At 59.3% G+C, this 12,890-nt stretch carries 16 protein-coding genes; 3 read left to right on the plus strand and 13 right to left on the minus strand.

Translation table 11 applies throughout. From position 1 onward, the window contains the following. Nucleotides 1-256: 256 nt before the first annotated feature. From Q7L55_03800 to Q7L55_03815, 4 genes are all read right to left on the minus strand, one after another. On the minus strand, nt 257-814 hold the full coding sequence (locus tag Q7L55_03800) for a regulatory protein RecX (protein MDO8731681.1): 558 nt from the start codon (nt 812-814) through the stop codon (nt 257-259). A gap of 21 nt (nt 815-835) precedes the next feature. Next, the gene (recA, locus tag Q7L55_03805) at nt 836-1,879 is read right to left on the minus strand and encodes a recombinase RecA (GenBank protein ID MDO8731682.1); all 1,044 of its coding nucleotides are present in this window, start codon (nt 1,877-1,879) and stop codon (nt 836-838) included. Between the two features lie 178 nt (nt 1,880-2,057). Then, complete coding sequence (locus Q7L55_03810; protein MDO8731683.1) at nt 2,058-2,990, minus strand: hypothetical protein; 933 nt, start codon at nt 2,988-2,990, stop codon at nt 2,058-2,060. Between the two features lie 166 nt (nt 2,991-3,156). Beyond that, entirely contained in the window at nt 3,157-3,384 is a 228-nt protein-coding gene (locus Q7L55_03815; GenBank protein MDO8731684.1) for a hypothetical protein, read from the minus strand. Nucleotides 3,385-3,456: 72 nt separating this feature from the next. Here Q7L55_03815 and argG point away from each other — a divergent pair, with 72 nt between their 5' ends. From argG to Q7L55_03830, 3 genes are read left to right on the plus strand one after another with little or no spacing between them, the layout of a single operon-like run. Next, nucleotides 3,457-4,890, plus strand: a complete 1,434-nt coding sequence (argG, locus tag Q7L55_03820) for an argininosuccinate synthase (GenBank protein MDO8731685.1) — start codon at nt 3,457-3,459, stop codon at nt 4,888-4,890. A 20-nt stretch (nt 4,891-4,910) separates the two neighbouring features. Beyond that, complete coding sequence (locus Q7L55_03825; protein ID MDO8731686.1) at nt 4,911-5,957, plus strand: hypothetical protein; 1,047 nt, start codon at nt 4,911-4,913, stop codon at nt 5,955-5,957. After that, nucleotides 5,954-6,478, plus strand: coding sequence for an RDD family protein (locus tag Q7L55_03830; GenBank protein MDO8731687.1), 525 nt, complete (start codon nt 5,954-5,956; stop codon nt 6,476-6,478). The genes Q7L55_03825 and Q7L55_03830 overlap by 4 nt, the downstream gene beginning before the upstream one ends. 34 nt (nt 6,479-6,512) lie before the next feature. On the opposite strand, the gene Q7L55_03835 is transcribed toward Q7L55_03830, so the two are convergent. From Q7L55_03835 to Q7L55_03875, 9 genes are all read right to left on the minus strand, one after another. Continuing rightward, complete coding sequence (locus tag Q7L55_03835; GenBank protein ID MDO8731688.1) at nt 6,513-7,280, minus strand: DUF4393 domain-containing protein; 768 nt, start codon at nt 7,278-7,280, stop codon at nt 6,513-6,515. A gap of 108 nt (nt 7,281-7,388) precedes the next feature. Then, complete coding sequence (locus tag Q7L55_03840) at nt 7,389-8,618, minus strand: MFS transporter (GenBank protein ID MDO8731689.1); 1,230 nt, start codon at nt 8,616-8,618, stop codon at nt 7,389-7,391. Nucleotides 8,619-8,665: 47 nt separating this feature from the next. Further along, on the minus strand, nt 8,666-9,409 hold the full coding sequence (locus tag Q7L55_03845; protein MDO8731690.1) for a sulfotransferase: 744 nt from the start codon (nt 9,407-9,409) through the stop codon (nt 8,666-8,668). Between the two features lie 43 nt (nt 9,410-9,452). Further along, a complete protein-coding gene (locus Q7L55_03850; GenBank protein ID MDO8731691.1) occupies nt 9,453-9,644 on the minus strand; it encodes a DUF3046 domain-containing protein in 192 nt (63 codons plus the stop codon). Between the two features lie 5 nt (nt 9,645-9,649). After that, the gene (locus Q7L55_03855; GenBank protein MDO8731692.1) at nt 9,650-9,958 is read right to left on the minus strand and encodes a helix-turn-helix transcriptional regulator; all 309 of its coding nucleotides are present in this window, start codon (nt 9,956-9,958) and stop codon (nt 9,650-9,652) included. A gap of 88 nt (nt 9,959-10,046) precedes the next feature. Continuing rightward, nucleotides 10,047-10,529 carry a CinA family protein gene (locus Q7L55_03860; GenBank protein ID MDO8731693.1) on the minus strand — a complete coding sequence of 161 codons (483 nt, stop codon included), beginning with the start codon at nt 10,527-10,529 and terminating at the stop codon, nt 10,047-10,049. Continuing rightward, nucleotides 10,529-11,176 carry a CDP-diacylglycerol--glycerol-3-phosphate 3-phosphatidyltransferase gene (gene pgsA / locus Q7L55_03865; protein MDO8731694.1) on the minus strand — a complete coding sequence of 216 codons (648 nt, stop codon included), beginning with the start codon at nt 11,174-11,176 and terminating at the stop codon, nt 10,529-10,531. The genes Q7L55_03860 and pgsA overlap by 1 nt, the downstream gene beginning before the upstream one ends. Then, a complete protein-coding gene (gene rimO / locus Q7L55_03870) occupies nt 11,173-12,573 on the minus strand; it encodes a 30S ribosomal protein S12 methylthiotransferase RimO (GenBank protein ID MDO8731695.1) in 1,401 nt (466 codons plus the stop codon). Before rimO ends, pgsA begins: the two co-directional genes overlap by 4 nt. Before the next feature lie 31 nt (nt 12,574-12,604). Further along, nucleotides 12,605-12,856 (minus strand): helix-turn-helix transcriptional regulator, encoded by a 252-nt coding sequence (locus Q7L55_03875; GenBank protein MDO8731696.1) that lies wholly within the window; start codon nt 12,854-12,856, stop codon nt 12,605-12,607. Nucleotides 12,857-12,890 lie beyond the last annotated feature (34 nt).

Here is a 12,890-nt window from a genome sequence, read left to right on the forward strand (position 1 = left end):
ACGCTGCGCGGCATCCGCTCAGCAAGATCCGCGGGCAGACGATCAGCAAAGAGATTCGCCGGCTCAACGAAGTGCGAGTCTCCGGAGTTGGCCCAGATCTTTCCCATGTTGTACCTCCCTGTGTCGGCGGGACCATTCCTCACCGCGGTGAATTACTGTGACGAATTCGATCTACGCCGTATAGGGACTTTCGTCCTGTCTCTGTTTCTGGAACACCAGCACGACTGAGGCCGGCACATGCTCGTGGGCAGGTGCGTCAGTCTTCTGACAGATCGAGCTCAAATTCGGCATTGACTTCATCGCGAATGGCCGCCGCTGCCACCCCTGCGGGATAACCCCGCCGCATGAGCAGACCCATCAGCCTGCGCTGCTTGGTGGCCGGATCAAGCCGGGCGAGGGAGGGATGCTTGGAGCGCACCAGTGCGCGTGCTCGTTCGAATTCATCCTCATCGCTGATGTCTTCGAGTGCGGCATGAATCTCATCGTCGCCAACACCTTTGCGTCGCAACTCCTGACGCAAGATCGGACGAGCAGTGCCCCGCGATCGACGCCTCGAGGCAACAAACAACTCGGCATAGTCGGTGTCATTGATCAGCCCAAGTTCGGTGAAGCGATCGAGCACCTCATCAGCGATGGCCTCAGGGATCTCACGCTTGATGAGATCGTCATGAAGATCCTTGCGCGTGCGCGCAGTTGAACTCAATCGTCGCAGCACGACAGAGCGGGCTACGACGCGAGGATCGGCTTCGGCTTGCAGATCAGCAAGCGAACCCTTCGTGGGCTCACTGGCTGATCGCTTGGAATGGCGCGCCACGATTTCCTACAGACCCGTTGCTTAGAGATCGATAGGTGCTGGCGTGATCTCGGCCGGCTTGTCGACCTGCGCACCAATGCCGAGTTGCTCCTTGAGTCGCTTCTCGATGTCGTTGCACAGGTCAGGGTTGTCACGCAGGAAGGTGCGGGCGTTCTCCTTGCCCTGGCCCAGCTGATCGCCTTCGTAGGTGTACCAAGCACCGGACTTCTTCACAATGCCCTGATCCACACCGAGGTCAATGAGGGAGCCCTCGCGTGAGATGCCCTCGCCGTAGAGGATGTCGAACTCGGCTTGCTTGAACGGCGGGGCCACCTTGTTCTTGACCACCTTCACGCGGGTGCGGTTGCCAACTGCCTCGGTTCCGCCCTTGAGGGTTTCAATGCGGCGGATGTCGAGTCGGATCGAGGCGTAGAACTTCAGCGCCTTGCCACCAGTGGTGGTCTCCGGTGAGCCGAACATGACACCGATCTTCTCGCGCAGCTGGTTGATGAAGATGATCGTGGTGTTGGTGTTGCTCAAAGCGCCGGCCATCTTGCGCAGGGCCTGACTCATCAAGCGGGCCTGGAGTCCGACGTGGCTGTCGCCCATCTCGCCCTCGATCTCAGCGCGGGGAACCAGCGCGGCAACCGAGTCGATGACAACGAGATCAATGGCACCCGAGCGCACGAGGGTGTCGGTGATCTCAAGGGCTTGCTCACCCGTGTCGGGCTGGGAGACGTAGAGGCTGTCGAGATCGACACCAAGGTTCTTGGCGTACTCCGGGTCAAGGGCATGCTCAGCGTCGATGAAGGCAGCGATGCCACCGGCAGCCTGCACATTGGCAATGGCATGCAGTGCGACTGTGGTCTTGCCCGAGGACTCCGGACCGTAGATCTCCACGATGCGGCCGCGGGGGTAACCCCCGATGCCGAGTGCAAGATCAAGGGCGATGGAGCCGGTGGGGATCACGTCAACGGGAGCACGCCCCTCATCGCCAAGGCGCATAACTGAGCCCTTGCCGAACTGGCGCTCAATTTGAGCCAGTGCGGTCTCGAGTGCCTTCTCGCGGTCATTGGCGCTAGCCATGTCGTACTCCCTTGATCTGGTGTCTGTCGGTTCGGTTGAACCTAGGGCGACCCTGTGACAGTTCCGCTGATCTGCGCCGAAGCGAACTCGCCTCGGTGGATGCCATCGTGCGGACCCATCGGGAGTGAAACTACATCGAACATCTGTTCGAATGGCGACGACACGCCGCCCGAATGACTCAGGCCTCGAAGGGATCTCCTGGCAGCACCTCTGTGGTGAAGAACAGCGGAGCATCAAGGGAGTCTTCGGGGTTGGTGGCCAGCAGATTGGCGCGTGGGCGCGAGGTACGCACGCCGTTCTTGTTCAGCCAGGCCTCAGCAGAATCGATATCGCGGATCTTCCAGGTCAGGCTGTAGATGAAGTTGCCGTACTTCTCCACGTGCCGGCCGAGGTCGGAATCGGGCTCGAGTGGCTGAGCCAACTGCAGGAGCGAGTCACCGATGTGCACGGTCATGAACTTGAAGCCCTGCTCCTGATCGATGCCCTCCTTGACTGGGATGGCCTGCATGATGTCGACGTAGGTGTTGATTGCGGCATCCAGATCGCGCACACCCAAGGTGATGTAGTTGAAGCGGTCATAGGTCATGGGGTGCTGGGCGAAGAGGCGCTCAAGTTCAGTCCAGGTCTCCTTGCTTGAAGGATCCTGCATCTCAAATGCGCACAGCTCGACCATCAGACCAGCGGTGTCGCGTGGGGATGGGTAGAAGTACTGAGTGCCCTCTTCGAGCTTCTCGATCTGGCCGCCGCCGGGGGCGCCGATGTAGATGCCCTTCTCGATCATGCGGGCTGCAATACCGGGCAGATCGTCCACGGCGTAGCCAACTGAGTGCAGGTGCTGGCCGAACTTCGAGTAGAACTTGCCGACTGGGTAGTTGACGTTCACTGGCATCTTGGGGGCCATCGTCTCAATGCAGACGCTGGAGACCATGAGCAGCGAGGCCATGCGGTCTTCGTTGGGCAGGTAGTTGAGCTCGTCGATACCCATGAAGGCGAAGCCGCCAAGCACATTGCGGTAGAAGTGATTGAGCTTGTCCACGTCATCACTCATATGGATGGTGTGAATCATGCTGCCCAAACCGAAATCGCCGGTCTTCTTGTATTCCTTACGCATGGTGCTCCCCTGTAGTCGGACGGTTCACGGAATTAAAGCCGCGAACAGCCGCAAAGGATGGGGAATCGACAAACTCAGGCAATTCTTTTGAATGTCGAACTACCAAGTTGCTGCCTAGAAGCGACGCCTCGCGCGCACGACGACATCGAGCAGCGGGATTGACGCGCTAATCCTTCTTGCGGGAAGTCGGCTGGTTCTTGGCGAAAGCGCCATAGGTCAAGAAAAGCAAGAGCCCACCCATGGCATACATCGCCCACAAGGGCCAGAATTCGCCAGCTCCGGTGTAGTACCAAATGAGGACCAGCAGTGCGTAGAGGATCGCGCAGCCAATACCTGCCCGCCAGAGCCAGAATCTCATTCGAGCGCGGCGGGCGGCTTCTTCGTCTTCAGGCATGCAGGGACGTTAACAGTTTCCGTCCTTGAGCCAATGCCGCCCCAAGCAGGCGCACCCCCTAAGTTTGGGCACGTGTCCAAGGTCCTGACTTCCCTGCCCGTCGGCGAGAACGTCGGCATTGCCTTTTCCGGTGGCCTGGACACCTCTATTGCGGTGGCCTGGATGCGCGAAAAGGGAGCAATCCCCTACACGTACACCGCTGATCTCGGGCAGCCCGATGAACCAGAAATTGAGACGGTGCCGAGCAGGGCAATGATCTATGGCGCCGAAGGTGCTCGCCTGGTCGACTGCAAGAACGCTTTGGTCGAAGAGGGCTTGGTCGCCCTTGCGTGCGGCGCCTTCCATATTCGTTCTGGCGGCCGCCAGTACTTCAACACCACTCCCCTGGGCCGTGCCGTCACCGGAACCTTGCTGGTGCGCGCGATGCATGAGGACGGCGTCGACATCTGGGGCGATGGATCGACCTACAAGGGCAATGACATCGAGCGCTTCTACCGCTACGGCCTGCTCGCCAACCCGGCTCTTCGCATCTACAAGCCCTGGCTCGACGCTGATTTCGTCGATGAGCTCGGTGGCCGCAAGGAAATGTCGGAGTGGATGCAGTCACGCAATCTGCCGTACCGCTCCAGCGTGGAGAAGGCCTACTCAACGGATGCCAATATTTGGGGCGCTACCCACGAGGCCAAGGATCTTGAGCACCTGGACGTATCGATGGAGATCGTCGAGCCGATCATGGGTGTGAGGTTCTGGGACGAGACCCTGCTGATTCAGCCCGAACTGGTCGACATTGAATTCATCCAGGGCCGGCCAGTGAAGATCAACGGCAAGTCCTTCGAGAACCCGGTTGATTTGGTCAACGAGGTCAATGCCATTGGCGGACGTCACGGCCTTGGCATGGCCGACCAGATTGAGAACCGGATCATCGAGGCCAAGAGCCGTGGCATTTACGAGGCTCCTGGAATGGCACTGCTATTCATTGCCTACGAGCGCCTGCTCAGCGCGATTCACAACGAGGACACAGTTGCGAACTATCACGCCGAGGGCCGTCGCCTTGGACGCCTGCTGTACGAGGGACGATGGCTCGACCCGCAATCGTTGATGCTGCGCGAGTCACTTCAGCGCTGGGTTGCATCAGCCGTCACGGGCACCGTGAGCATTCGCCTGCGTCGCGGCGACGACTACACCATCGTCAAAACCGAGGGCCCGGCCTTCAGCTATCACCCTGACAAGCTCTCGATGGAGCGCACCAGGGACGCTGCATTCGGGCCAGTGGATCGCATCGGTCAGTTGACCATGCGCAACCTGGACATCGCCGACACCAGAAGCAAGCTTGAGATGTACGCCCGGCAGGGACAGCTCAGTGTCAGCCACATCGACCTCGTCGGTGAGCTGACTCCCACCGAGCCGCCCATTTCGGAGCTGAGCAGCGCTGCGGTCTCCGTTGAGCATGTTGAGACTGAGGATTCACCACTGGATCGAGCAGCCATGGAATCCGGCAACGATTAAGGCAAGTGATCGGAGGGCCTGTGCCTGAAGTTCCACAACGCACGCCTGACGATGCTCTCGTGCTGTCAGTGGAGGGCTCACGGCACGTCATCGAGGCCAGCATTCGCGTCAGCTTCGGCGCAGCAGCACTCACTATCGAAGTCACCCGTCGGGTGCTGGCCGAGGCCATCGGCGCTCGACAGTTGAGCCCGCATCCAGACCGCGGCGTCAACACCGCTCTGGATGCGGTGCTCGGGATGGCATTCGCGAGTGCACAGACGGGTCTGCGCGCAGCCGACGCCACCGTTCGATTTGCTGCCCCCGTCACCTCAACGGCACTGAACCTCGTGCTCGAACCGCCACTGGTGCCCAAGCAGTTGCGCCTTGGCACGCAGATCAACGCCTTCTCGCGCCGTTGGCGAGCGCAGCGCACAGACCTCGTCCGGTCAGCACTGCGTTCCGGTGCACTGGCATCGCCGATCCTGGTGGAATCCGCCGCGCGCGTACTCAACGTCAATCAGCTCATCACATCAGTGATCGATCAGATCGACATGGACGCACTCGCCCTTGAGCTGCTCGATCGCATCAAGGTTGACCCACTCGTTGAGCAGGTCGTGGCGAAGGTCGACATCGTCGAAGCCGTCGGGCGAGTGATGGAAGCACTGCCAACGGATCAATTGGTCGCAGAAGTGCTGTCGCATCTGGACATGGAATCGCTGATCTCAACGGCCCTGGAGCAACTGGACCTCACCGACATCGTCGTCCAGCGTGTCGATCTCGCGACGATCGTCAATGCAGCACTTGACCGCATCGACATCACCAGCATCGTGATGAATCGCGTGGATCTGCCGCTGATCGCCAACACTGTCATCGATGAGATCGATCTGGCCGGCACGATTCGTGAGTCCAGTGGATCCGTTGCAACGGAGATGGTGCATGGCGCACGCATCTCAAGCGTGGACGCCGACCGCGCAGTTGCACGACTTGTTGATCGATTCACCCTGCGTCGCAAGAACCGCAAGCTGGATACACCTGGTGAGGCAGAACTCCGCGACGACATCGAACAAGACGTCGGACCAGACTCATGAGTGCTCAAGAGCCCGCTCGCATTCCCACGGCGAGCGTGCGTGTGCCTGAGGCAGCCAAGGACTTCCAAGGACAGCGCGCCGGGATCGTCAGCCGCGTCATTGCCAACATCGTCGATGCCATCGTGATTGTGATCACCACTTTTACGCTCTATATGTGCGTAGCCGCAGGAAAGTTCATGATCGATCCCCGCAGTTTCAGTTTTCCCGCTGTCAAAATGGGCTGGTTCGTCATTGTGTGCGGAGCATTGCTCTTTATCTACTTCGCTGTCTCCTGGGCAACCTCAGGTCGCACAATCGGCGATCGACTGATGGGGCTGCGGGTGGTCAATCACCGCGGACTCATCGTGCGATGGTCTGGAGCCCTTGTGCGCGCGGCATTCTGCGTCTTGTTTCCCTTCGGCTTGTTCTGGGCTGTCATCAGCCGTCAGAACCGATCGGTGCAGGACGTCGTGTTGCGCACTTCAGTGATCTACGACTGGGCACCCAACCGTGCAAATTTGGGGCACGAGAGGCGCAACTAGAGCCAGGTGAGTGTCCGGTGCCTAGGTCGGAGTGCTACTCGATTGCCACGAGCAAGTCGCGCGGTCCGATTGCTCGTGCAAATCGCTTCCCGAAATCGGTAACGCGCAGGACTCCCTTTTCAAAATTGACGCTCGACTCGAACTGGGCCTTCCAAGCCAAGAACTCTGGGCGGCGTTCAACCCACTGATAGCTGGACTCACCGAGCCACTCCACTGAGTAGTCAACCTCAACCAATCCGAGTTGCAGCCAGTTGTCGACCCAGAGCCCGAAATCAACGTCGGCACTTGGTTGGCCCGTTGCCCGATCATTGACGTCAAGCAAATGACGTCCGAGCACCGTTGATTGACCATCTTCGGAAACCCAGGCCACCTGAGCGATCGGCATCTGCAGTTGGCCAAGCACCATCGGCAGGAGTCGCGCTTCCTTCGCGGAAAGCTTTGACACGGCATCGATGAATGCCGGATGCACTCCCTGGAGATCACGCCCGTCTGTGGCGGTCGCCATCAGGCTCAGATAGATGCCTTTCAGTGCGGGTTCTCCAACAGAGTACGAAAGGGCACGCATCAATGGCACCGCGATGACCACTGGCGGACAGATCAGGGCCTCCTCCGGCACCTCTGCAAGCCGTGGCGAGAGTTCTTCTGGAAACTCACGAGTGAAATAGTTCTTCAAGTCTCCCAGCCAAGCCTCCAGCGGGCGAAACAACTTTCGGATCGCCTTCTCTCTGGCAAAGATCCGACGCTGCAACTCCTCCACGTCGGCAGGCGAGTCAGCCCCGGATGCGATCTCGCTGCTAGCCACGAACTGAGATTACCGTGAACGCAAACCGTCAAACGAGGATGCCTGAAAGCCACATCAGTGCACCTTGTTCGTTCGGCTCTGCTGGCAATTGCTGAGCATCTTTGTACGTCACGCGCTCTGGCTATTCCGGAATCTCGGTTGGACAACGAGGACTGCGAGAATAAGGACAGGCAGTGCCGCGACGGCACACAGCAGCGCGTACGTGCTCCAGAGCACCACCAAACCGGCTATGGCTCCTCCCAGTGCTCCTGACGCATTCATGGCTAGGTCCGAAAGGCCTTGAACAGCAGGACGCTTTTCGGCGTCGACTTCGTCGGTCACCATCGTCGATCCGGCAATCAACGTGCAGGACCAACCCATGCCAAGCAAGAAGAGCCCAAGCCCCAACATGATGACGTTGTCGCCTGGGGCAAAGCCTGAAATGAGACAGGCGAGAAGCAGGATGACAATCCCTGCCACGACAATTTGAACCCTGCCGTAGGAGTCAACTGCCCAACCGACCACAGGAGAAAAGGCGTACATACCCGCAACATGGACGCTGATCACCAAGCCGATGAGCTGAAGAGTGACATCAACGTGAGCCATGTGGACAGGCGTCATCACCATTACCATCACCATGCAGATATGGCCGACAGAAATGGCCGCAATGCCCAGCACTGCTCGGGGCCGCTCACGAAGATGTGCGAGCCCTTCACGCAGACTCGGCCGATTGACAACACCAGTCGCCTTCTTCTGAATAGCCATGGCCATGCGATAGGGATCCGGACGCAGGAGCAACCACAGAACGAGAGCAGCCATAGCCAAACATCCCGCAGAGACAACATAGGGACCAGCCAATTGCGGCAAACCCATTGCCAAGCCAAGGTTGCCTGAAGCATTCAGGAGATTCGGCCCAAGGACAGCGCCAATCGTGCTTGCCCACACAACCAGGGACAGAGCCCTTGCTCGATGCTGTTCAGCAGCCAGATCTGTGGCCGCATATCGTGCCTGGAGTCCTGCAGCAGAGGCAACACCGACGAGTAGACAGCCCAAATAGACCAGCACAAGATTGCGTTGAACAGCCGCAATTACCACGATCACTGCACCGACTGTGCCTATGCCATAGCCCAGTGAAAGCGCAGCACGTCGACCTCGTGTAAGTGCGATGCGGGCAAGGGGCAGCGCCAGGAGGGCTGCGCCAAGCACCCCCGACGTTTGAGCAAAGCCAGCCGCAGCATCAGAATCCGCAATTGACGCTGCAAGCAGCGCTCCCGCGGGAATGGCACCGGCCACGGCTATGCCGCCGAATACGGCAGCCCCCGACAATGTGCGGACAGTGTGTGCTTGTGCCTTTAACACATTTTCAGCCAGAAGCGGGCTACCGCCGATAGGGAGAGTCGAGGAGGTCACACCTCGCCGCCCAAGTCTTCTGATTGCACCGTCGAATCCAGAGACTGGTGCGGGCCATGGTCAAGCTGTTGTGCAAGTGCCTCACGCACTCCCGAGTCATTGCGCGGCAGTTTCAATGCAGTGAATTCTTCGATCAATGCAGGTGCATTTCCTTGCCACTGCTCGTATTGCAACAGCACTGCACGATCAACGCCAAGAATCCGATTCAAATCCTCCTGCGCCGAAACCAGCCAATCGCGGGTTTGCGTCAGGGCAGCAACAGGGTCTGAGTGATGTGGCCACCAACCACTTCGTGCAGCTTCTTGGGGATCGCGAACATTGATGACGTAGGTGATGCCAGGAAACAGAGTGTTCAAGAACAGGAGATAGGACAGGAGCAGGTCGTAGTTTTCAAAGTGGCCGGGCTCATACCTGACTTCTTTGAATCCAAGGACAGTCGTGTTCTTCTCAGGGCGCAGGAGATTCTCGATCACGTGTCTGCGCAGATCGGCGATCACTGCATTCGGATCAAGCTTCTTGGATCCATACCAAGGATGGGTGGGCAAGCCATTGCGATGACGGTCAGCGGTTTCGGCGATCGATTGGGCATATTGCTGAAGCCCACGCAGAGCCGAATAGTTCTCGCCACGCACAAGCACGCCTGGAAGTGAGTTCAGTGCCGCTTGCAGAGCCGTGCTTCCGGTACGGCCGTAGGTGACCACAGTCAGGAACGTGAATTCCCGTGGCTTTCTGCTGAACATCCGGCAACTCTATTGACTCGTGCTTGTTGCTACTTGTGACTCCTTAGCGCAGAAGCGCAGGCACTTCGGCGCTCACGCACACGGCGCGCCAGATATCTCTGGTGTCCTCGCCTCGGGAGATCGCTTGCATCACCGTGCATCCCAGAGTTGGCAGCACAAAATCATGAGCCCAGGAATGGGCATAGGCCAAGCCGAAATGGGCTTCCATCCGTTCCCAGAAGTCTGTGAGTCGCATTGACCCTAGACAGGAACAGGCGCGTTAGTCGTGCGTGCGTAGGTTACTGAGGCACCGTCGAAATCGAGCCGGGTCGGGCTTTCGGCTTCAACAATGTGGGTGGTGACCGAAGTCAGGACCTGAACCAAAGAGACGTCGAGCGCCCCGCAGATCGCAGAGAGGAGTTCACTGGACGCCTCTTTCTGCCCACGTTCTACCTCAGAGAGATAGCCCAGGGATACGGCTGCGGCGGCGGAGACATCGCGAAGGGTCCGACCTTGATCTTGCCGGACGCGGCGGAGTTCGTCGCCGATGACTTCGCGTAGCACGATCATGTTGCTCCCTCCGCGCACAAATGAGCGCTCAATGGTGTTTAGCACTCAACCTTGCTGATTGCTAATTCTAACGCACCCCCTGATCGGCCTATTCCCCGCCCGACCCAGGGATTTGTGCCAAATATTCCAACGCCAGTGCGATCACGGCCAACGCCGAGTTTTGGCGGATATCAGCACGGCTTCCCTCCAGGGCAAGCAGGCGGGTGATCCCCTCATTGCGGCGCGCATCGTGGACTGCGATCCAGACGGTGCCAGCTGGCTGGTCGTCGAGGGATTCGGGCCCAGCCACTCCAGTGGTGGCAAGACCGAGATCGGCGTTCAGCAGCCAGCAGACCGATTGGGCCATCTGCTGGGCAACGGGCTCGCTGACCACATGCTCAAGGATGGCTGAGTCCAAGCCCAGCACTGAATGCTTGGCATCGGTCGCATAGGTGACCACTCCGCCTCGAAGTACGGCAGATGCCCCGGGCACTTCAGCCAGGGCCGAACTCACCAAGCCCGCAGTCAAGGATTCGGCGGTGGCAATCGTCAGGCCAAGGGCCTTGCACCTTGCGATGAGATCGGACTGCATCAGCTCTCGTTCGAGTGAGCAGACGATGTGGTGGTTTCGGAAGTCGATGCCTTGCGTTGCTCCGCGGCCCTTCGCAGACGCAGGGCTTCCAGCACGTAGTCAATGCCAGTGGCCACGGTCAACGCCACAGCGATGCCCATGACCGCGGCTTCGGCCCCGTTCCACCAGGAGACGTCAGCAGGAGCCAGTAAGTACATGCTGATAGCGAGGACCTGCGCAAGAGTCTTGAGCTTGCCGCCTCGACTCGCGGGGATCACGCCATCACTGAGCACCCACATGCGCAAGATGGTCACGCCGATTTCGCGTACCAAGATGATGATGGTGAACCACCACGACAGCTCGCCAAGCAGGCTCAGACCAATGAGTGCGGTGCCAATCAAGGCCTTGTCGGCAATCGGATCTGCGAGTTTGCCGAAGCTGGTGACCTGATTTCGTCTGCGAGCAACAGCGCCATCGATGAGATCTGTGAGTGCTGCAACCAGGAACACAGCCGTTGCCCAGATGCGTGCCGAGTCGCCCTCACTTGCGAGCAGCCAGATCAACACGGGCACTGCCACGATGCGAAGCCCAGTCAAGAAGTTCGGCAGGTTCAGGATCGGTCCGCCAGACGAGGGCACCGCAACTGCATCGGAAGATACCGTGCTCATGCGCGCTCGGCTATCAGGTCAACTCCATCTACATCGATAACAATTGCGGTCACGACATCGCCGATGGCGACTTCGACCTCGTCCACCGCAATGAACGTCTCTGCATCATCTGGGCCTTGATGTCCAGCGTGACCAACAGCGAGCAAGCCGCCGTCTTCATCTTCGTCGATGCGCTCAACGATCACGACAACGGATTCACCGATGCGGTCTTCAGCGCGCTGTGCCATCACTTCGTCAGCCAATGCCGAGATGCGCTCAACGCGCTCGCGAATGACTTCTGCCGCGATCTTGTCAGTGAAGGTGATGGCCTCTGTGCCATCTTCGTCGCTGTAGCCAAAGACACCGATCGCATCAAGTCGCGCTGTTTCAAGGAAGCTCGCGAGTTCATCGACATCGTCCTGAGTCTCACCAGGAAAGCCGACGATGACATTGCTGCGGATGCCGGCCTGCGGGTCGAGCTCGCGAATGCGATTGACCAGCCCCATGAAGGCATCGGTGCCACCGAAGCGGCGCATCCGACGCAGCACTGATGCACTCGCGTGCTGGAAAGACAGATCGAAGTAGGGCGCAACCTCGGCGGTGGCGACCATGGTCTCGATCAAGCCCGGGCGAATTTCGGCTGGTTGCAGATAGGCAACGCGCAGCCGAGTGATGCCACTTTGCTTTGCGAGGTCAGGAAGAGTGCTTTCGAGCAGACGTAGATCGCCAAGATCCTTGCCATACGAGGTGGAGTTCTCACTGACCAGCACCACCTCACGCACACCGGTACGGACCAGTTCGCTGAGTTCGGCCAGCACATCGGCTGGGTAGCGAGAGATGAAGGAGCCACGGAAGGTTGGGATGGCACAGAAGGTGCAGCGGCGATCACAGCCAGAAGCCAACTTGACCGAAGCGACCGGGCCGGTATCCAGGCGAACACGAGGGGCTGGGCCTTCGCCGTGTCCGGGCACATGCGCGTGGCTGGCCTCGCGGTCAACAGGCGCCAGAGGCAGCAAGAGACGACGATCAGTGGGCTCATGCGCCACTGGTCGCTCGCCGGCAACGATGCGGCGAAGCTTCGCGGAGATATCTGGGTAGTCATCAAAGCCGAGGACGGCATCAGCCTCGGGCAATTCAGCGGCAAGCTCCTTGCCATAGCGCTCCGACAGGCAGCCCACGGCAACGACCGCACGCGGACCGCCATCAGACTTCAAGTCAGCGGCCGCCAAAATGGCATCGATCGAATCCTTCTTGGCCACGTCGACAAAACCACAGGTATTCACCAACACTGCGTCGGCGGATTCGGCGTCGTGGACGAGGTCCCAGCCCTCGGCCGCAAGGCGGCCAGCCAACTCTTCGGAGTCCACCTCATTGCGTGCGCATCCAAGGGTGATGATGGCAACTGAGGGGCGAGACACCCCGAGAGTCTAGTTCGGGATCGAGCTTGGCTCAGCCATGGCCGTGCAGGCCCTGGGCCACTTCGTCGGTGAAATCATCGACCAATACATCAGGATCCAGCTTCAAGATTGGCGCAAGGGCGCGCAATTGACCCCGTGCATAGACCAATCCACCGCAATGGCTGAAGTCGCCGCTCTCCATTGCAGAAAGGATCGAGGCGCGCAGCTTGCTGGCATTGGCGAGGTCTTCCAGGGACATTCCAGTCGCAATGCGGGCCTCAGACAGCGTGGTGCCGACAGACATCAGCACCCCTCTCTAAAGAATCGTGTCTCCGAGT

This window comes from Actinomycetota bacterium (assembly GCA_030650795.1).
Lineage (GTDB): Bacteria > Actinomycetota > Actinomycetes > S36-B12 > S36-B12 > UBA11398.

Coding starts and splice junctions, on each gene's coding strand:
- recA (MDO8731682.1), bottom strand. CDS start 1,879: ATGGCTAGCGCCAATGACCGCGAGAAGGCACTCGAGACCGCACTGGCT.
- Q7L55_03815 (MDO8731684.1), bottom strand. CDS start 3,384: ATGCCTGAAGACGAAGAAGCCGCCCGCCGCGCTCGAATGAGATTCTGG.
- Q7L55_03860 (MDO8731693.1), bottom strand. CDS start 10,529: ATGCAGTCCGATCTCATCGCAAGGTGCAAGGCCCTTGGCCTGACGATT.
- Q7L55_03830 (MDO8731687.1), top strand. CDS start 5,954: ATGAGTGCTCAAGAGCCCGCTCGCATTCCCACGGCGAGCGTGCGTGTG.
- Q7L55_03875 (MDO8731696.1), bottom strand. CDS start 12,856: ATGTCTGTCGGCACCACGCTGTCTGAGGCCCGCATTGCGACTGGAATG.
- Q7L55_03850 (MDO8731691.1), bottom strand. CDS start 9,644: ATGCGACTCACAGACTTCTGGGAACGGATGGAAGCCCATTTCGGCTTG.
- Q7L55_03845 (MDO8731690.1), bottom strand. CDS start 9,409: ATGTTCAGCAGAAAGCCACGGGAATTCACGTTCCTGACTGTGGTCACC.
- Q7L55_03855 (MDO8731692.1), bottom strand. CDS start 9,958: ATGATCGTGCTACGCGAAGTCATCGGCGACGAACTCCGCCGCGTCCGG.
- Q7L55_03810 (MDO8731683.1), bottom strand. CDS start 2,990: ATGCGTAAGGAATACAAGAAGACCGGCGATTTCGGTTTGGGCAGCATG.
- pgsA (MDO8731694.1), bottom strand. CDS start 11,176: ATGAGCACGGTATCTTCCGATGCAGTTGCGGTGCCCTCGTCTGGCGGA.